General features: G+C 74.3%; 18 protein-coding genes. 5 read left to right on the forward strand and 13 right to left on the reverse strand.

The features are described 5' to 3' along the window. Window positions 1-7: 7 nt before the first annotated feature. Window positions 8-1,072, reverse strand: a complete 1,065-nt coding sequence (locus ABD160_RS02410; RefSeq protein ID WP_344017907.1) for a phosphotransferase family protein — start codon at window positions 1,070-1,072, stop codon at window positions 8-10. 119 nt (window positions 1,073-1,191) lie between these two features. Beyond that, complete coding sequence (locus ABD160_RS02415) at window positions 1,192-1,434, reverse strand: hypothetical protein (protein ID WP_344017908.1); 243 nt, start codon at window positions 1,432-1,434, stop codon at window positions 1,192-1,194. Window positions 1,435-1,679: 245 nt separating this feature from the next. Between ABD160_RS02415 and ABD160_RS02420 the strand changes: the two genes are divergently transcribed. Next, on the forward strand, window positions 1,680-2,684 hold the full coding sequence (locus ABD160_RS02420) for a LacI family DNA-binding transcriptional regulator (RefSeq protein WP_344017909.1): 1,005 nt from the start codon (window positions 1,680-1,682) through the stop codon (window positions 2,682-2,684). A gap of 120 nt (window positions 2,685-2,804) precedes the next feature. On the opposite strand, the gene ABD160_RS02425 is transcribed toward ABD160_RS02420, so the two are convergent. Next, window positions 2,805-3,386: a TetR/AcrR family transcriptional regulator gene (locus tag ABD160_RS02425; protein ID WP_344017910.1), complete on the reverse strand. Its 582-nt coding sequence runs from the start codon at window positions 3,384-3,386 to the stop codon at window positions 2,805-2,807. Window positions 3,387-3,521: 135 nt separating this feature from the next. Here ABD160_RS02425 and ABD160_RS02430 point away from each other — a divergent pair, with 135 nt between their 5' ends. Both ABD160_RS02430 and ABD160_RS02435 read left to right on the forward strand, forming a co-directional pair. Next, complete coding sequence (locus tag ABD160_RS02430; RefSeq protein ID WP_344017911.1) at window positions 3,522-4,544, forward strand: aldo/keto reductase; 1,023 nt, start codon at window positions 3,522-3,524, stop codon at window positions 4,542-4,544. After that, window positions 4,541-5,428: an LLM class flavin-dependent oxidoreductase gene (locus tag ABD160_RS02435; RefSeq protein WP_344017912.1), complete on the forward strand. Its 888-nt coding sequence runs from the start codon at window positions 4,541-4,543 to the stop codon at window positions 5,426-5,428. The genes ABD160_RS02430 and ABD160_RS02435 overlap by 4 nt, the downstream gene beginning before the upstream one ends. 24 nt (window positions 5,429-5,452) lie before the next feature. On the opposite strand, the gene ABD160_RS02440 is transcribed toward ABD160_RS02435, so the two are convergent. The 10 genes from ABD160_RS02440 to ABD160_RS02485 all read right to left on the reverse strand — a co-directional run bounded on the left by ABD160_RS02440 (window position 5,453) and on the right by ABD160_RS02485 (window position 14,009). Next, window positions 5,453-6,157: an ABC transporter ATP-binding protein gene (locus tag ABD160_RS02440; protein ID WP_344017913.1), complete on the reverse strand. Its 705-nt coding sequence runs from the start codon at window positions 6,155-6,157 to the stop codon at window positions 5,453-5,455. Next, window positions 6,154-7,161 (reverse strand): ABC transporter substrate-binding protein, encoded by a 1,008-nt coding sequence (locus tag ABD160_RS02445; RefSeq protein ID WP_344017915.1) that lies wholly within the window; start codon window positions 7,159-7,161, stop codon window positions 6,154-6,156. The genes ABD160_RS02440 and ABD160_RS02445 overlap by 4 nt, the downstream gene beginning before the upstream one ends. Then, window positions 7,161-8,300, reverse strand: a complete 1,140-nt coding sequence (locus tag ABD160_RS02450; RefSeq protein ID WP_344017916.1) for an LLM class flavin-dependent oxidoreductase — start codon at window positions 8,298-8,300, stop codon at window positions 7,161-7,163. Before ABD160_RS02450 ends, ABD160_RS02445 begins: the two co-directional genes overlap by 1 nt. A gap of 14 nt (window positions 8,301-8,314) precedes the next feature. Further along, complete coding sequence (locus tag ABD160_RS02455) at window positions 8,315-9,199, reverse strand: ABC transporter substrate-binding protein (protein ID WP_344017917.1); 885 nt, start codon at window positions 9,197-9,199, stop codon at window positions 8,315-8,317. Window positions 9,200-9,257: 58 nt separating this feature from the next. Continuing rightward, complete coding sequence (locus ABD160_RS02460) at window positions 9,258-10,106, reverse strand: ABC transporter permease (RefSeq protein WP_344017918.1); 849 nt, start codon at window positions 10,104-10,106, stop codon at window positions 9,258-9,260. Between the two features lie 101 nt (window positions 10,107-10,207). After that, window positions 10,208-10,522, reverse strand: a complete 315-nt coding sequence (locus ABD160_RS02465; RefSeq protein ID WP_344017919.1) for a hypothetical protein — start codon at window positions 10,520-10,522, stop codon at window positions 10,208-10,210. Beyond that, the gene (locus ABD160_RS02470) at window positions 10,519-10,956 is read right to left on the reverse strand and encodes an RrF2 family transcriptional regulator (protein WP_344017920.1); all 438 of its coding nucleotides are present in this window, start codon (window positions 10,954-10,956) and stop codon (window positions 10,519-10,521) included. Before ABD160_RS02470 ends, ABD160_RS02465 begins: the two co-directional genes overlap by 4 nt. Continuing rightward, window positions 10,956-11,885 carry an ABC transporter substrate-binding protein gene (locus tag ABD160_RS02475; RefSeq protein ID WP_344017921.1) on the reverse strand — a complete coding sequence of 310 codons (930 nt, stop codon included), beginning with the start codon at window positions 11,883-11,885 and terminating at the stop codon, window positions 10,956-10,958. The genes ABD160_RS02470 and ABD160_RS02475 overlap by 1 nt, the downstream gene beginning before the upstream one ends. Before the next feature lie 262 nt (window positions 11,886-12,147). Further along, window positions 12,148-12,834 (reverse strand): response regulator, encoded by a 687-nt coding sequence (locus ABD160_RS02480; RefSeq protein WP_344017922.1) that lies wholly within the window; start codon window positions 12,832-12,834, stop codon window positions 12,148-12,150. Then, on the reverse strand, window positions 12,819-14,009 hold the full coding sequence (locus ABD160_RS02485; RefSeq protein ID WP_344017923.1) for a sensor histidine kinase: 1,191 nt from the start codon (window positions 14,007-14,009) through the stop codon (window positions 12,819-12,821). Before ABD160_RS02485 ends, ABD160_RS02480 begins: the two co-directional genes overlap by 16 nt. A gap of 159 nt (window positions 14,010-14,168) precedes the next feature. On the opposite strand from ABD160_RS02485, the gene ABD160_RS02490 reads away from it, so the two are divergent. Continuing rightward, complete coding sequence (locus ABD160_RS02490; RefSeq protein ID WP_344017924.1) at window positions 14,169-14,864, forward strand: ABC transporter ATP-binding protein; 696 nt, start codon at window positions 14,169-14,171, stop codon at window positions 14,862-14,864. After that, window positions 14,861-16,162 (forward strand): ABC transporter permease, encoded by a 1,302-nt coding sequence (locus ABD160_RS02495; protein ID WP_344017925.1) that lies wholly within the window; start codon window positions 14,861-14,863, stop codon window positions 16,160-16,162. Before ABD160_RS02490 ends, ABD160_RS02495 begins: the two co-directional genes overlap by 4 nt. Window positions 16,163-16,294 lie beyond the last annotated feature (132 nt).

Raw genomic sequence — 16,294 nt, forward strand, 5'->3', positions numbered from 1 at the left:
CCCCTCGTCAGATTCCCGCGTCCCGCAGGGCGGACCGGGCGGACCGGCCCAGCTGCGTCACGTGCTCGGCGCGCGCCCGCGCCTCGATCAGGTGGCCGTCGTCGGCCATGTGGCCCGCCAGGTAGCGGGCCTGCACGCCGGCGCTGATGCAGGCCGCCCGCCAGCGGGCGAACGCCGTCCAGTACGGCAGGTCCGCGACGTCGCGGCCGGACCGGTCGGCGTAGCGGCGGACGAGCTCGGCGCGCCGCGGGAAGCCGGGCGCGGTGCTCGGGCCGGACGTGGTGGGCACCAGGTCCTCGCCCGGGTCCGGCCAGCCCGAGATCAGCCAGGCGAGATCGGCCATCGGGTCCCCGGTGGTGGCCAGCTCCCAGTCCAGCACGGCGCGCAGCGTGCCGTCCGGGCCGAACACCGCGTTGCCCGGCCGGTAGTCGCCGTGCACGATCCCGGCGCGCTGCGGCGGGACGTGTGCGAGCAGCAGGTCGTGCACCTCGTCGAGGAGCGCGAGATCGGCGGCGAGCCGGGGCAGCCGGTCCGCCGAGGCGTGCAGCTGGGCGTGCCAGCGCCGCAGCTGGCGCTGCAGGTAGCCGGTGCGGCGGACCAGGTCGCCGAGCCCGGTCCGGGCCGGGTCGAGCGCGTGCAGCTCGACCAGCACGTCGACGGTCTGCTCGCCGGCCCGGGCGCAGGCGGCGGGGCCGAGCGCGATCCCGGCGGCGGCGTCGGCGGGCACCGTGCCCTCGACGAACTCCATGACGTAGAACTCCGCACCGGTGACGCCCGGATCGGCGCAGAAGGCGACCGGCCGCGGGACCGGCACCGGGGTCGGTTCCAGCGCGGTCAGGAACCGCCACTCGCGCGCCATGTCGTGCGCGGTGGACAGCACCCCGCCGGTGGGCGGGCGGCGCAGCGCGTACCCGGTGCCCGCGGCGTCGGTGACCCGGAAGGTCAGGTTGGAGCGGCCGCCGGCGACCAGCTCGAACCGGACCGGACCGACCAGCGCGTCGACGGTGCCGGTGAGCCAGCGGGCGACCCGCTCCGGATCGAGCCCGGCCACCCGGTCGGGTTCGCTGCCCATCACCCGTCCTCACGTCAGCGCTGAACGATCGTTAAGGCAGCATGGCACCCGGGCGGTGGACGGGGAAAGGGTGCGCCGACCCGGGAGCCGGTGTCACCGGCCCGGACCGGCTGCCGGGCTCATGACCAGTCCGGCCCGCCGTCGAGGTCGGGCCGGTCGCCGCGGTCGACCGCGAGCTTGTCCAGGTCCCCCACGTGCTCCGGGCACACGTCGATGTCCGCGTGGTGCTGCCAGCCGTGTTCGCTGCAGCGGGCGCGGAGCACCGGATCGAAGCCGCCGGTGGCGACCGTGACGTCGCGGGTGACCGGTGGCGTCCAGCAACCCTGGACGTCGCAGTACACCCACCCCTGGGTGACGATCATCCGATTCCACTCCTCCCGATCGGGTCCGGTCCCGGATCCGCCGGGCCGGCGGATCGTGGCCGGTGCCGCCGGTGGACGGCTGCGGCCGGGCCGGGACGCACATCGGGCAGCGGGAAGGGGGCGACGGTGCCCGGCGAACCCCCGGAGCCGAGGTGCGGGTTGGTGATTAATCGATTAATCTGAGGCTAGGAGGTCGGCGAGGGGCCCGTCAACCCGATCCGACAAAGACACAAGAAAATTGATACATGGGCGAGGAGGAGGACCGGGAGATGGCGCGCAGAGCCGTCCAGCTGAGCGACGTCGCGCAGCGGGCCGGGGTGTCGGTGGCCGCCGCGTCGTACGCGCTGTCCGGGCGCGGCCGGGTCTCGGCGGAGACCAGGGCGCGGGTGCTGCGGGTCGCCGAGGAGCTCGGCTACCGGGTCAACGCGACCGCGCGCAACCTGCGGCGGCGCCGGCACGGCGTGCTCGGCGTGCACCTGCCGCACCGGGCGACCAGCCACGAGTTCTACATGGAGTTCGTGTTCGGGGCGGTCGAGTCGTGCGACGAGGCCGGGATGTCGGTGCTGCTGCTCGGCGAGCACGGCGCCCGCGACGTCGGCCTGGACGCCGCCGTCGTGCTCGACGTGACCGCGGACGACGCCGTCGCGCGCGACCTGCTGACCGGCGGGGCGCCCGTCGTCGCGGCCGAGGAGGTCCCGGACGGGCTCCCCCGGCCCGCCGTGACGGTCGCCGTGGACCACGCCCGGCACGCGACCGCGGTGCTGGACGCACTGGCCGCGCGCGGGCACCGCCGGATCGCGCTGCTCGCCCCCGGTTCGGACGCCGGCTGGGCCCGCGCCCTGCAGCGCGCCTACCGCGACTGGTCCGCCCGGCTCGACCGGGAGCCGATCGTCACCGAGGTGCCGTTCACCGAGCACGAACGGGTGCAGGACCTGCTCGGCCCGCTGATGACCGCGCAGCCGGACGTGCTGCTGGTCGGCACGGACAGCACCGCCGGCTCGGTCGCGACCTGGCTGCGCGAGCACGGCCACCACGACACGGCCGTCGCCGCCTACATCCGCTCCTCGGTCACCGACGCGCTGGGCGCCGAGGTGCTCGCGCTCGACCTGCGGCCACGCGAGTTCGGCCGGGAGTGCGCCCGGCGCGCGCTCGGGCTGATCGGCCAGGAGCCGCCCGCCGAGCCGGTGACCGTCGAGTTCACCGGGCCGCGCCTGACCGGGACCGCCGCCCGCCCGGCCGACGGCCGCTGACCGGCGCCGCGCGCCGCACCGAGCCACATCGGGCGCCGGTCCGGCCGAGCGCGGGAGGTGCCCGGCCCGGCCGTGGGCTCGCCGCCGCCGGGCAGCGGCGGGGGCGCTCGATCGGCGCCGTCACCGCCCCCCGCGCAGCCCGGCCAGGAGCAGGGTGACCAGCGCACGCGGGTCGTAGCGGGGATCGCTCCCGGCGCCGATGCACAGGTTGCCGATGCCCCGCAGGAACGCGTAGGAGGCGACCGGGACGGCCACCCCGTCGGCCCGCGCCGCCGCGACGAGCAGCCGATCGCACACCGGTAGGAGCGCATCGAGGAACCAGGCGTGCAGCGCCTCGAACTCCTCGGCGTGCAGGGCCTCGGCCAGGCCGTGCTTGGTGACCAGCAGGTCGACGAAGCCGTCGATCCAGCGCGCGAGCGCGTCGTGCGGGTCGTGCGGGCCGGCCAGGAGTTCCTCGCCGGAGCGCGCACAGGCCTCGACCTGGTGCCGGTAGACGGCCTCGACCAGGTCCGCGCGGGTCGGGAAGCGCCGGTAGACGGTGCCGACCCCCACCCCGGCGCGCGCGGCGATGTCGCGGACCGGGGCCTCGACGCCGTGCTCGACGAACGCGGCCGCCGCGGCGGCGACCACCGACTCGGCGTTGCGCCGGGCGTCGGCCCGCTTCGGTACGACCTCTCCGGACACCTCGGACCTCCCTGTCATCGGGCACTCCCGTCGACCACCTTGCACAAACGGAACCGTGTTCCGTATGTTTGTGGAACGTTGTTCCGCCTACGACGGTACCGATCGTCGTCGCGGGACCGGATCGCCGCCCCGGCGGCACGGAGAGGACGAACCATGCAGTACCGCACGCTCGGAGCCACCGGCATGCCGGTCAGCGCGCTGGCGCTGGGCACGATGAACTTCGGACGGATCGGCCGGACCACCCGCGACGACGTCGACGCCATCGTGGGCGCAGCGCTGGACGCCGGGGTGAACCTGATCGACACCGCCGACGTCTACTCCGGCGGGGAGGCGGAGGAGATGCTGGGTGCGGCGCTCGCCGGGCGTCGTGACGACGTCGTGCTCAGCACCAAGGCCGGCCTCCCGATGGACCCGAGCGGGTCACGGCAGGGCGCGTCGCGGCGCTGGCTGGTCCGCGCCCTGGAGGACAGCCTGCGCCGGCTCGGGGTCGACCACGTCGACGTCCTCACGGTGCACCGCTGGGACCCGGCCACCAGCGACGAGGAGACGCTGTCGGCGCTGACCGACCTGCAGCGCGCCGGCAAGATCCGCTACTTCGGCTCGTCGACGTTCCCCGCGCACCGCATCGTGTCCGCGCAGTGGGCCGCCCGCGAGCACCGGCTCAGCCGCTACACCGTCGAGCAGGCCGGTTACTCCGTCCTGCAGCGCGGCGTCGAGCGCGACGTCCTGCCGGTCACCGAGCAGCACGGGATGGGTGTCACGGTCTGGAGCCCGCTCGCATCGGGCTGGCTGTCCGGGATGGTGCGCGAGGGCCGGGAGATCACCACCCACCGCTCGCAGTTCATGGCGGCCCGCTTCGATCTCTCCCTGCCGCACAACCGGGCCCGGATGGATGCCGTCGAGCGGCTCGTCCCGATCGCCGACGCCGCGGGCCTGACCATGATCCAGCTCGCGCTCGGCTTCGTCACCGCCCATCCCGCGGTGAGCTCCGCCCTCCTCGGCCCGCGCACCGTCGATCACCTGACCGGCCAGCTCGCCGCGGCCGACACGGTGCTGCCCACCGACGTGCTCGACGCGATCGACGAGGTGGTCGCGCCCGGAGTGGATCTCGCCGCGCACGAGAAGAACGACTCGCCGCCCGCCCTGCTCGACCCGTCGCTGCGGCGCCGGCGATGACCCCCGCCGTTCCCCGGCTCTCGGTCGGGATCATGACCCCACCGGTGCACGTCGACCATGCCGACATCGCGCGGGTGTGGGCCGACGCCGACGAGGTTCCCGAGATCGGGCACGCATGGCTCTACGACCACCTCATGCCCATCGGCGGGCCACCCGACGGGCCCGCCCTGGAGGGCTGGACGCTGCTCGCCGCGCTCGCCGCCCGGACCCGTCGGCTGCGGATCGGTGTCCTGGTCACCAGCAACCGGCTCCGGCCGCCTGCGATGCTCGCCAAGATCGCCACCACGGTGGACCTGATCTCCGGCGGGCGTCTGGATCTGGGCATCGGTGCGGGTTCGCGGGTCGGGCACCCGCTGGCCCGCCGCGAGTACGACGCCCACGGGCTGCCGTTCCACGACGCGGCCACCGCGGTCGAGGCGCTCGACGAGGCGTGCACCGTGCTGCGCAGGCTCTGGACCGAGACCGAACCGTTCGACTTCCACGGCCGGCACGTCCGGCTGACCGGCGCGTTCGGCAACCCGAAGCCGGTGCAGCGTCCGGGACCGCCGCTGCTGATCGGTGGCAGCTCGACCGCCACCCTGCGGGTGGTGGCCCGCCACGCCGACCTGTGGAACGTCCCGGCCGATCTGGACACCGCCGTCGCCCGTGGCCGGGTGCTGGACCGGATCTGTGCGCAGATCGGCCGCGACCCGGCCACGATCACCCGCTCGACGATGGTGGCGATCGACCCGGGCGACGCCCGGCGGACCCGGGACCGGCTCGCCCGCGCGCACGACGCCGGCTTCGCCCACCTCGTCCTGGGTCTGCCGACGCCCTACCCGCAGGGCATCGCGCGCTGGATCGGCGACGAGATCGTCGCCCCGCTCCGGGCCGCCGGACGCTGACGCCGGCCGGTGGTCACCGCCGGTTCAGCTGTGCTGCAACCGCACCCCGAGCAGGCCGAGCAGGTCGTCCCGGGCGGCCCGCAGTTCCGGGTCGTCGAGCCGGCGCGGCCGGTCCCGGGTCACCCGCAGGTCGGCGGCGAGCACGCCGCCGTCGAGCACCAGCACCCGGTCGGCCAGGGTCAGCGCCTCCTCCACGTCGTGCGTGATCATCAGCACCGCGGGCCGGTGCCGCTGCCACAGCCGGTCCACCAGCTGGTGCATGCTCACCCGGGTGAGCGCGTCCAGCGCCCCGAACGGCTCGTCGAGCAGCAGCAGCTCCGGGCGGCGGGCGAGCGCCCTGGCCAGCGACACCCGCTGGGCCTGGCCGCCGGACAGGGTCAGCGGCCAGGCGTCCTCCTTCTCCGACAGCTCGACCTCGGCCAGCGCGGCGCGGGCGACCCCGCGCAGGTCGGCGTCGGGCAGGTTGAAGGTGACGTTGCGCCACACCCGCAGCCACGGGAACAGCCGGGGCTCCTGGAAGGCGACGGCCAGCGAGTCCGGCCGGGCCAGTTCGTCGGCGGTGTAGCCGTCGTCCAGCCCGGCGAGGATCCGGAGCAGGGTGGACTTGCCGGTCCCGCTGCGACCGAGCAGCGCGACGAACTCGCCCTGCCCGATCGTCAGGTCGACGCCGTCGAGCACCGGCTGCGCGCCGAAGGAGCGGCGCAGCCCCCTGATCCGGACCGCACTCACGAACTGCCCCCGAGCACGTCGACGACGGCGGCGGAGACGTCGGCCGGCGGCTCGGCGAGGCCGGTCTCGGCGTAGAACTCGGCGATCGAGGTGAACTCGGCGAGCAGCGCCTGGTCGGCGGGCGCGATGGTGGCCGGCGGCACCGCGCGGATGACCTCGGCGACCTCCGGCGGCGCCCCGCCCTCGGCGGCCAGGTCGGCGATCCGGCTGTTGTCCGAGCTGGCCGCGTCGGACTCGCGGGCGAGCGCGTCGTAGGCGGCGCGCAGCAGCTCGGGATTGGCGTCGGCGAACGCCCGGGTGGTGACGTGCACGATCCGGTTCACCGAGCCGATGTCCCGGCCGCTGGCGACGACCTGGGCGCCGGGCACCGTCTGCGCGGTGGCGTAGAACTGGTCCCAGACCGCCCAGGCGTCGACGTGGCCCTGCGCGAAGGCGGTCGCGGCCTCGGTCGGCGGCAGGTACTGGATGTCCACCGTGGACGGATCGATGCCGTGCTCGCGCAGGGCGAGCAGCAGCAGGTACTCGCCGGTGCCGCCGCGGTTCACCGCGACCGTCCGGCCGACCAGGTCCTCGACGGTGGCGACCCCGTCCCGGCCGACGATCCCCTGGCCGAGACCGGAGTCCTGCTCGACCGCGAAGACCACCAGGTCGGACTGCTCGCCCAGGGCCGACAGGAACGAGGTGGAGCTCCCGGTGCCGATGTCGATGCTGCCCCCGCGCAGCGCCTCGGCGGTCGGGGCGAACGCCGGGAAGGCGGGTGCCCACTCGACCTCGCCGCCCGCCGCGCCGACCGTCTCCTCCATCGAGCCGGCGAGCCGGGTGAGGGTCAGGTAGTTCGGGTCCTGCAGCGGGCCGACCCGGACCGTCGAGGTGCCCTCGCCGCCGGCGGCGGCGTCCTGCGGGGCGGGCGAGCACCCGGCGGCGAGGAGCAGCGCCAGCGCCGCCCCCAGCACCCCCGGCAGCGTCCGCGCCCGCCGGGGGCCCGTCACGATCGTGCTGGTCATCAGACACTCACCTTCCAGCCCGCGTCGCGGGCCGATGTCCATGCCGAGGTCGCACCGGAGGCCGCGGAACCGGCCACCGGGAGGTGCGGGAGCACCAGCTCCCCGAATCTGTATGCCTCCTCCAGCAAGGGCATGCCGGAGACGATGAAGACGTCGATGCCGGCGTCCCGGTAGTCCTGGATCCGGGCCAGCACCTGCTCGACGCTGCCGACCACCGCGGTCCCCGGGCCGTGCCGGACCAGCCCGATGCCCGACCAGAGGTTCGGCGCGATCTCCAGTTCCCGCAGGTCGGCGGGCTTGCGGCCACCGTGCAGCGCCGACATCCGCTGCTGGCCGACCGAGTCGATGCCGGAGACGTAGTTCTGGGCGCCCTGGATGGCGGCGTCGTCCATGTGGTCGTAGAGGTCCTGGGCGGCGGCCCACGCCTGGGCCTCGGTCTCCCGGACGATCACGTAGAACCGGATCCCGAACCGGATCCGGTCGGCCCGGCCGTGCTCGGCGGCGAGCCGGCGGACGTCGCGGACCTTCTGCTCCGCCTGCTCCGGGGTCTCCCCCCACGACAGGTAGGTGTCCACGTGCTTGGCGGCGACCCGGTGCGCCGCCTCGGAGGAGCCGCCGAACCACAGCGGCGGCCGCGGCCGCTGGTGCGGCGGGAGCGGCAGACCGGCGTCGACGACGTCGAGGTAGCGGCCCTTGAAGCTGACCCGCTCGCCCTCCAGCAGCCGGGTGAGCACGGTCAGGTACTCGTCGGTGTAGGCGTAGCGCTCGTCGTGCGGCAGGTGCACGCCGTTCTGCGCCATCAGGGTGGCGTCGCCGTTGACGATGTTGACGCGCAGCCGCCCCTGCGAGAACTGGTCGAAGGTAGTGATCATCTTCGCCAGCAGGGTGGGGCTGATCAGCGGCGGGTGGGCGGCGATCAGGTGCTGGAAGCGGTCGGTGAACGGGATCAGCGCGGAGCCCTGGACCCAGGCGTCGTGCGTCCCGGTCGCGAGCAGCGCGCCGGTGTAGCCGAGGTGGTCGACCGCGCGGGCGAGCTGCTGGAAGTACGGGTAGCTCAGGGCCCGGGCACCGTCGGCGCGCCACGGATAACGGCCGTCCGGACCGGTCAGGTACCAGAGGACTTCGATGTCGTCGCTCATGTCGGGGGTTCCTCTCAGCGGTGGGACGGCTGCGGCCGGGCGAACAGGCGGTCGTCGACGGTGCGGGTGACGTCGATCGGCCCGTCGATCAGCCGGAAGTCGGTGAACAGGGACGCGTGCCTGCGCTGCTCCTCGACGAAGCCGGCGTCCGGCGGGTGCACCCCCCAGGGACGCGCGGCGAGCGCGGGCAGCCACTGCGCGGCGGTGGAGCCGGCGAAGCCGTCGAGCAGCGCGGCGGCCTCCTCCGGATCGTCGGCGACGGCCCGGTCGGAGGTGATCAGCACGTCGAGCAGGGCGCGCAGGCCGTCCGGCTGCTCGTCGAAGACGCTGCGGGCGGCCCAGTAGACCGACCGGTTGGAGAACTCGGTGCCCGGCCGGGCGAGCACCCGGACCCCGACCTGCCCGGCGATCCGGGAGTACAGCGGATCGGTCATCACGATCGCGTCCAGCAGTCCCTCGACGAACGCGTCGGCGGCGGTGGCCGGGATGATCTCGGTGGCGAGCACGTCGTGCCAGGCCATCCCGGCGGCGGCGAGCTCGGAGACCAGGAACTGGGTGTGCCAGGAGATCGGCATCAACCCGACACCGCGCCCGGCGAGATCGCGGATCGACCGGTACGGCGAATCGGCGCGCACGCACAACCCGCCGTGCTCGGGGCGCGGCCCCGAGATCCCGAAGACGGCGACGTCGAGATCGTCGGCGGCGGCCAGCAGCGGCGGCGTCGCGCCGGTCCCGGCCGCGTTCAGGGCGCCGACCCGGAACAGCGGGATGGTCTGGGATCCGGCTCCGTACTCGAAGAACTCGACGTCGTGGCCGCGCAGTGCGTCGACGAGTGCGGGCCGGCGGAGCAGGATGGACAGCGAGAGGTTCTGCGGGTGGGTGCCGACGACGATCGTCATGGAGTGCTCCTTCGTCCGCCGGTCCGGCGGCTCGCGGTTCCCTGGGGTCCGGTGGTTCTCAACCGAGGTAGGCCTGACGCCAGGCGAGCAGCCGCCGCTCCAGCAACCGGACCGCGAAGTCGGTGGCCAGGCCGAGCAGCGCGTAGAGGCAGACGCAGACCAGCATCACGTCGGTCCGGACGAACTGGCGGGCCTGCGCCATCAGGAACCCGATCCCGGCGTCGGTGCCGACGGTCTCGGCGACGATCACCGCGATCCAGCCCAGTGCGAGCGCGGACCGCAGTCCGATCAGGATGGTCGGCAGCGCGGCCGGCAGCAGCACCGTGGTGGCGATCCGCCGCCCGGCGAGCCCGGAGATCCGGGCGACCTCGACCAGCTTGACGTCGACGTTGCGGATGCCGCCGTAGGTGTTGACGTACATCGGGACGGCCACGCCGAACGCCACCAGGATGATCTTCGGCTCCTCGCCGATGCCGAACCACAGCAGCAGCAGCGGCACCAGCGCGGTGAAGGGCACCGTCCGCAGCATCTGCATCGGCCGGTCGACGACGTCCTCGCCCAGCTTGGAGAACCCGGCCACGGCGCCGAGGCCGACGCCGAGCGCGATCCCGAGCGCGGCACCGACCAGCACCCGTCCGGCGGAGACCGCGACGGCGCCGGGCAATGACCCGTCGACGATCGACTCCCAGGCGGCGACGAGCACCCGGTCCGGGCCGGGCAGGGTGCGCGGATCGAGCAGGCCGGTGACCGCGGCCAGGTACCAGAGCAGCACGATCCCGGCCGTGGACGCCCAGCCGCGCAGCGCGCGCAGCCGGGTCCGGGCGGGCCGGGCGCCGGCCGGCGGGACCGGTGCGGGCGGGGCCGCGCCGGTGGTACCGGTGGTGGTGCGGGACGGCGTCGCGGACATGACGGGGTACCTCGATGGCAGACCGGGGTGCGATGGCACGCACGGGGGACCGCCCGGCGGTGGCCGGACGGAGTGGGGGCTCGGACGGGTTCCGGAGCGGGTCAGGCCCGCGACGGGATGCGCGGGGCCGGACCGGCCCCGCCGCGCCGGGGACATCGCGCGCCCGGCAGCGCAGGTCGGCACAGCGCGCCCGGCAGCGCAGGTCGACACAGCGCGCCCGACAGCGCAGGTCGACACAGCGCGCCCGACAGCGCAGGTCGACACAGCGCGCCCGACAGCACGGGCCGACACAGCGCGCCCGACAGCACGGGCCGACACAGCGCGCCCGACAGCACGGGCCGACACAGCGCGCCCGACAGCACGGGCCGACACAGCGCGCCCGACAGCACGGGCCGACACAGCGGGGTGCTGGTCATGGCTGCCCCCGCTCGGGTGCCGTGGTGGGCAGCGGCATGCCGTCGGTGGCGACGTCGGCCATGGTGGTCCCGTCGACGACCTCGTCGAGCACCTTGGCCAGCCGGCGCCAGGTCTCGACCAGCCTGCCCCCGCCGGGGGCGGTCACCAGCTCGTCCGGCACGGTCCCGGCGACGGTCGTGAGCGGGCCGTCGATGGCACGCAGCACCTGGCCGAGGGTGACCTCGTGGGCCGGCCGGGCCAGCCAGTACCCGCCGCCCGCACCCCGCCGGGACCGCACGATCCCGGCCCGGCGCAGGTCGCCGAGGATGTTGACCAGGAACTTCAGCGGGATGTCCTGGTTGCGGGCGATCACCGGGCACTTCAGCGCATCGGTGGTGCGGGCGAGCTCGACGACGGCGCGCACGGCGTAGTCGCTGCGGGCGGACACGTGCATCAGGCCGTTCCCGCCGGCGCGTGCCCGGCCGCACGCAGCGAGGCGGCGGTGGGGGCGACCGCCTCGGCGACGGTGATCGCCCGGTCGATGATCCCGTGTCGCAGGTAGCGGTCGGCGGCGTCCTGCTGCTCGGCGACGATCTCCGCGGTGACCGGCAGGACCTGCCAGCTCCGGTTGCGCAGCGTCGTGTCCCACGTCGTGGCGTCGGCGTCGCCGATACCGGCCGCGGCGAGCAGCGCGGCGGCGGCCGCCGGGTCGGCGGCGATGGCCCGGTCGGACTCGCGCAGCGCGGACAGCACGATGTCGACCGCGGCGGGCTCGCTCTCGACGAACCCGGTGGCGGCGTACCAGATCGACCGGTTGGAGGTGAGCGCGCCGGACTCCAGGACGTCGACCAGGTCCGCGCCGAGCGCCGACCGGACGGACTCCAGGTAGGGGTCGTTGCCGAGCCAGGCGTCGACCTCGCCGGCGAGGAACCGGTCCATCCCCTCGTCGACGAGCCCGTCGACGACGTCGAGGCCGCGGTAGGACAGGCCGACCTCGTCGAGTGCCCTGGCGAGCACGTCGGTGTGGAAGGAGCCGTCCATCAGGGCGACCGACCGGCCGGCGAGATCCGCGACGCCGGTGATCCCCGAGCCGCGCCGGGTGACGAGCACGCCGTGCCGGGGGCGCGGCGCCGACGCGGCCAGGTAGACCACCGGCAGCCGCTCGGCCTGCGCCAGGATCGGCGGGACCGAGCCGGAGCCGCCCAGGTCGATCGTGTCGTCACCGATCAGGTCGATGGTGCAGCGGCCGTCCTCGAACTCGACCCACTCGACGTCCCGGCCGATCGCGGCGAGCTGCCCGGGCAGGGTGTCGCGCAGCTTCAGCACGAGCAGGGACAGGTTGTAGGGGTGCACCCCGATCCGCACGGTCCGCCCGGAACCCATCACCCATCACCTCCCGCTGTTCGTCGGGACGGAAGCTACCTATTACCACCGACTTGGTCAACAAAGTGATGTACACGCGCTGACCAGCCACTTCACCGACGGCGAGGCTGTCCGGACGCCCATCCCGACGGTTGGTCGGCGGGGCGGGCGGCCGTCCGTACAACCGGCCCCCGATCCCGTCCGCGGGCTGGGACGGGGCACCTCGCGCACGCCGCCGCGGCACTCCTGTGAGCCGCACGACATCCGGCCACCGGCCGGCGCCTCACCCCTGCGGCGGCGACGGGACGACGAGCCCGCTCTCGTAGGCGTAGATGACCACCTGCGCGCGGTCGTGCGCCCCGATCTTGGTCATGATCCGGTTGACGTGCGTCTTCACCGTCAGCGGCGAGATCACCAGCTCCGCGGCCAGCTCCCGGTTGGACCGGCCCCGGGCGACCAGCTCCAACACCTCCCGCTCGCGCGCGGTGAGCGTCTCCAGCGGCGGGCCGGTGTGCCCGCCGGGTTCCTGGTCCGCGGCCCGGCTGACGGTCAGGTACTTCTCGATCAGCGCCCGGGTCGCCGCCGGTGAGAGCAGCGCCTCGCCGTCGTGGATCGCGCGGACCGCGCGCGGGATGTCCTCCGGCTCGGCGCCCTTGCCGATGAACCCGCTGGCGCCCGCCCGCAGCGCGGCGACCACGTAGCCGTCCTCCTCGAACGTGGTGAGCACCAGCACCCGGATGTCGGCGAACCGGTCGTCGGCGCACAGCGCGGCGGTCGTCCGGATGCCGTCGAGGCGGGGCATCCGGATGTCCATCAGCACCACGTCCGGCCTGGTCGCGGCGATCACCTCCAGCGCCTCGACGCCGTCGCCGGCCTCACCGACCACGGTCACCTCCGGGTCGGCGTCGAGCAGGCCGCGGATCGCGGACCGGATCAGCGGCTGGTCGTCGACGATCACGACGTCCGGCATCGGTTCCCCTCCCCCACCGCGGCCGGGACGGGCAGGTGCACGTCCAGCCGGAAGATCCCGTTGCGCTCCTCGGCGCTGACCCGGCCGCGGACCGACGCCGCCCGCTCCCGGATCCCGTTCAGACCGTACCCACCGGCCCCGGACCGGCCCGCCGGACCGGCGTCGGACACCGGATTGGTGACCAGCAGCCGCAGCGTGTCCCGGCCGGCCGCGACCAGCACGTGCGCCCGGGACTCGCTGCCGTGCTTGAGCACGTTGGTCAGCGCCTCCTGCAGCACCCGGTAGGCGACGACGTCGGTGGCCGGCGAGAGCGTCGGCGGGATCTCGCCGGTCCGCCGGACCGTCACCTCCAGCCCGGACACCGACAGCGACTCGACGAGCTCGGGCAGCTGGTGCAGGCCCGGGCGGGAGACCGGTGGCTGGTCGTCGTCGGCCCGCAGCACGGCGAGCAGGTCGCCGATGTCGCCCAGCACCCGGCGGGCCGCGGACCGGATGGTGGCCAGCGCGTCGGTCGCGGCGGGCGGCCCGCCGTGCAGGTTCGCCGAGGCGACGCCGGCGTTCAGGCTGATCACCGCGATCTGGTGGGCGACGACGTCGTGCAGGTCGCGGGCGATCCGCAGCCGTTCCTCGGTGACCCGGCGGACCGCCTCGATCTCCCGGGTCGCCTCGGCGTTCTCGGCGCGCGCGGTGATCGAGGCGATGTAGTCGCGGCGGCTGCGGGTGCTGTCCCCGAGCGCCGCGGCGAACCCGATCGTCACCGCGATCTGGATCGTCAGCGGCGGGTGCCCGGAGCCGATCGCGGCGACGAGCGTCGCCGGCACGACGACGGCCAGCACGGCGAGGTACGCGGCGACGGTGAACCGCCGCCCGTGGTGGTCGGCGCAGGCGAACATCGCGACGGCGAGCGCGAACACCGACAGCGGCGTGATCACCGCGGTGAACAGCGCGCCGACGAAGCACGCCGTGCAGGCGGCGAGCACCGCCACCGGGTACCGGCGGCGCAGCCAGAGCAGCACGGCCGGCAGCGCCTCCAGCGCCGGGCCCAGCGGGCTCACCTCGCCGAACCGGCCGGCCACCGGGGCGAACGCCGCGCCGAGCACCAGCAGGGTCACCGCCACGTCGGTGAGCCACACCGGGATCAGCCGACGCGGCGGTCCGATCACGGTCCCGGGCACCGGCCCATTGTCCACCCGGCGGGCGTCCGGGCCCTCCCCCGCCGGTTGTGCATCCGGGTACTGCGGTTGCGGTACACGGGAAGACACCCACGGGCCGATGCCCGGCGCGCACGTCTGCGGCGAGGCTGTGCCGACCAGCCACGGAAGAGAACGGACACCATGAACGAGGCCATACTGTCCGCGCGCAACGTGCGGAAGACCTACCGGAGCGCGGTCGGCGGCTCGGAGGCACTGCGCGGCGTCTCGATGGACGTCTACGAGGGCGAGAGCCTGGCCGTCGTCGGCCGCAGCGGTTCCGGCAAGTCCACCCTGATGCACCTGCTCGCGCTGCTGGACGAGCCGACCGACGGCACCATCCTGCTCGACCACCGCGACACCTGGGAGCTGCGCCGGTCGCGGCTGAACCGGGCGCGCAACAAGACGTTCGGCTTCGTCTTCCAGCAGTTCCTGCTCTCCCCCGACCAGACGGTGCTGGAGAACGTGATGCTGCCGCTGAAGATCGCCGGGCTGGCCCCGCGGGTCCGCCGGGAGCGCGCGATGGCGACCCTGGAGCAGCTGGAGCTCGCCGACAAGGCGTCCAGCCGGGCCACCGACCTGTCCGGCGGGCAGAAGCAGCGGGTGGCGATCGCCCGGGCGATCGTCGGGAACCCGCGGATCGTCTTCGCCGACGAACCCACCGGCAACCTCGACGGGCTGACCGGCGGCGTCGTCGAGGACCTGCTGTTCACGCTGAACCGGGAGCAGGGCATCGCGCTGGTGATCGTCACCCACGACGACAAGCTGGCCGCCCGCTGCGACCGCACGCTGCGGCTGCGCGAGGGCCGGATCGTCACCGACGAGGTGGCAGCGGCATGAGGACGCGCGATCTGGTCCGCACCGCGGCCGGCAGCCTGTTCCGGGCCCGGGCTCGGACCCTGCTGACCGTGCTGGCGATCTTCGTCGGCGCCTTCACCCTCACCCTGACCAACGGCGCCGGGACCGGCATCAACCGGTTCATCGACAGCACCGTGTCCTCGCTGGGGTCCAGCGAGGTGATGACGGTCGTCAAGCGGTCCGACGCCGACGTCGCCACCGAGACCGACGGGCCGCCGGTCTACGACCCGGACGCGGTCACCTCCGACCAGCCCGGCCCGCCGACCACGACGACCGTGATGACGCAGGCCGACATCGACACCCTCGCCGGCATCGACGGGGTCGAGGAGGCGGCGCCGATCCGGTCGCTGGCCGTCGACTTCATCCAGTACGGGTCCGGCACCCGCTACGCGACGGCCGCGTCGACCCTGCTCCCCGGGCAGACCCAGGAGCGCACCGAGGGCACCGCCCCGGACGGCACCGGCGACGCCCGCCAGCTCACCATCCCGCTCAGCTACGTCGATCCGCTCGGCTTCACCGACGCCGCGGACGCGATCGACAAGACCGTCACGCTCGGCCTCACCGACGGCGCCGGTGCCGAGCAGACCGTGCAGGGCACGATCGTCGGCGTCACCGAGGACACCCTCGCCGGGCCGGCCGCCCCGGGCGTGACGGTCAACGACGCACTGTCCGACGCGGTGTACGACCTGCAGCAGGTCGGCCTGCCCGCCGACCAGGTGGACCGGTGGTCCCAGGCCACCGTGCAGTACGCCGCGGACATCACCCCCGAGGAGCTCACCGCGCTGAAGGACCGGCTGGTCGACGCCGGGTTCGAGGGCCGGACGATCGAGGACCAGATCGGCGCCTTCACCTCGGTGATCGACACGATCGTGCTGGTGCTGAACGCGTTCGCCGGGATCGCACTCGTCGCCGCCGGGCTGGGCATCGTGAACACGCTGCTCATGTCGGTGCAGGAACGGACCCGCGAGATCGGGCTCATGCAGGCGATGGGGATGGGCCGCGCCCGGGTGTTCGCCCTGTTCAGCCTGGAGGCCGGGTTCCTCGGGCTGCTCGGCAGCATCCTCGGGGCGGTGATCGCGATCGTGGCCGGTACCGCGATCAGCGCGGCGCTCGCCGGGTCGCTGTTCGCCGACCTGCCCGGGTTCACGCTGATCGCCTTCGCCCCCGGCACCGTGTTCGCGGTGATCGCGGTGATCGTCGCCGTCGCGTTCCTCGCCGGGACGCTGCCCGCGCTGCGGGCCGCCCGGAAGGACCCGGTGGAGGCGCTGCGGCACGAGTGACGTGCCGGCGGACCAGGGCCTGCTCCCCCGACGGGTAGGCCCTGGTCCGCACGGTACCGACCGGCCGGAGGAGCGACGGCGAACCCGTCTCCCAAGTTTTGGGGATGTTTGCGACCCTCTCCCCGGTTTCGA

The sequence above is a fragment of the Pseudonocardia kongjuensis genome, from assembly GCF_039526905.1.
Lineage (GTDB): Bacteria > Actinomycetota > Actinomycetes > Mycobacteriales > Pseudonocardiaceae > Pseudonocardia > Pseudonocardia kongjuensis.

Bases quoted from the DNA above. Each gene is read 5' to 3' on its own strand.
- ABD160_RS02470 (WP_344017920.1), bottom strand. From the start codon at position 10,956: ATGCACGTGTCCGCCCGCAGCGACTACGCCGTGCGCGCCGTCGTCGAG.
- ABD160_RS02460 (WP_344017918.1), bottom strand. From the start codon at position 10,106: ATGTCCGCGACGCCGTCCCGCACCACCACCGGTACCACCGGCGCGGCC.
- ABD160_RS02420 (WP_344017909.1), top strand. From the start codon at position 1,680: ATGGGCGAGGAGGAGGACCGGGAGATGGCGCGCAGAGCCGTCCAGCTG.
- ABD160_RS02480 (WP_344017922.1), bottom strand. From the start codon at position 12,834: ATGCCGGACGTCGTGATCGTCGACGACCAGCCGCTGATCCGGTCCGCG.
- ABD160_RS02490 (WP_344017924.1), top strand. From the start codon at position 14,169: ATGAACGAGGCCATACTGTCCGCGCGCAACGTGCGGAAGACCTACCGG.
- ABD160_RS02495 (WP_344017925.1), top strand. From the start codon at position 14,861: ATGAGGACGCGCGATCTGGTCCGCACCGCGGCCGGCAGCCTGTTCCGG.
- ABD160_RS02455 (WP_344017917.1), bottom strand. From the start codon at position 9,199: ATGACGATCGTCGTCGGCACCCACCCGCAGAACCTCTCGCTGTCCATC.
- ABD160_RS02435 (WP_344017912.1), top strand. From the start codon at position 4,541: ATGACCCCCGCCGTTCCCCGGCTCTCGGTCGGGATCATGACCCCACCG.
- ABD160_RS02465 (WP_344017919.1), bottom strand. From the start codon at position 10,522: ATGACCAGCACCCCGCTGTGTCGGCCCGTGCTGTCGGGCGCGCTGTGT.
- ABD160_RS02450 (WP_344017916.1), bottom strand. From the start codon at position 8,300: ATGAGCGACGACATCGAAGTCCTCTGGTACCTGACCGGTCCGGACGGC.
- ABD160_RS02475 (WP_344017921.1), bottom strand. From the start codon at position 11,885: ATGGGTTCCGGGCGGACCGTGCGGATCGGGGTGCACCCCTACAACCTG.
- ABD160_RS02415 (WP_344017908.1), bottom strand. From the start codon at position 1,434: ATGATCGTCACCCAGGGGTGGGTGTACTGCGACGTCCAGGGTTGCTGG.
- ABD160_RS02410 (WP_344017907.1), bottom strand. From the start codon at position 1,072: ATGGGCAGCGAACCCGACCGGGTGGCCGGGCTCGATCCGGAGCGGGTC.
- ABD160_RS02425 (WP_344017910.1), bottom strand. From the start codon at position 3,386: ATGACAGGGAGGTCCGAGGTGTCCGGAGAGGTCGTACCGAAGCGGGCC.
- ABD160_RS02430 (WP_344017911.1), top strand. From the start codon at position 3,522: ATGCAGTACCGCACGCTCGGAGCCACCGGCATGCCGGTCAGCGCGCTG.
- ABD160_RS02445 (WP_344017915.1), bottom strand. From the start codon at position 7,161: ATGACCAGCACGATCGTGACGGGCCCCCGGCGGGCGCGGACGCTGCCG.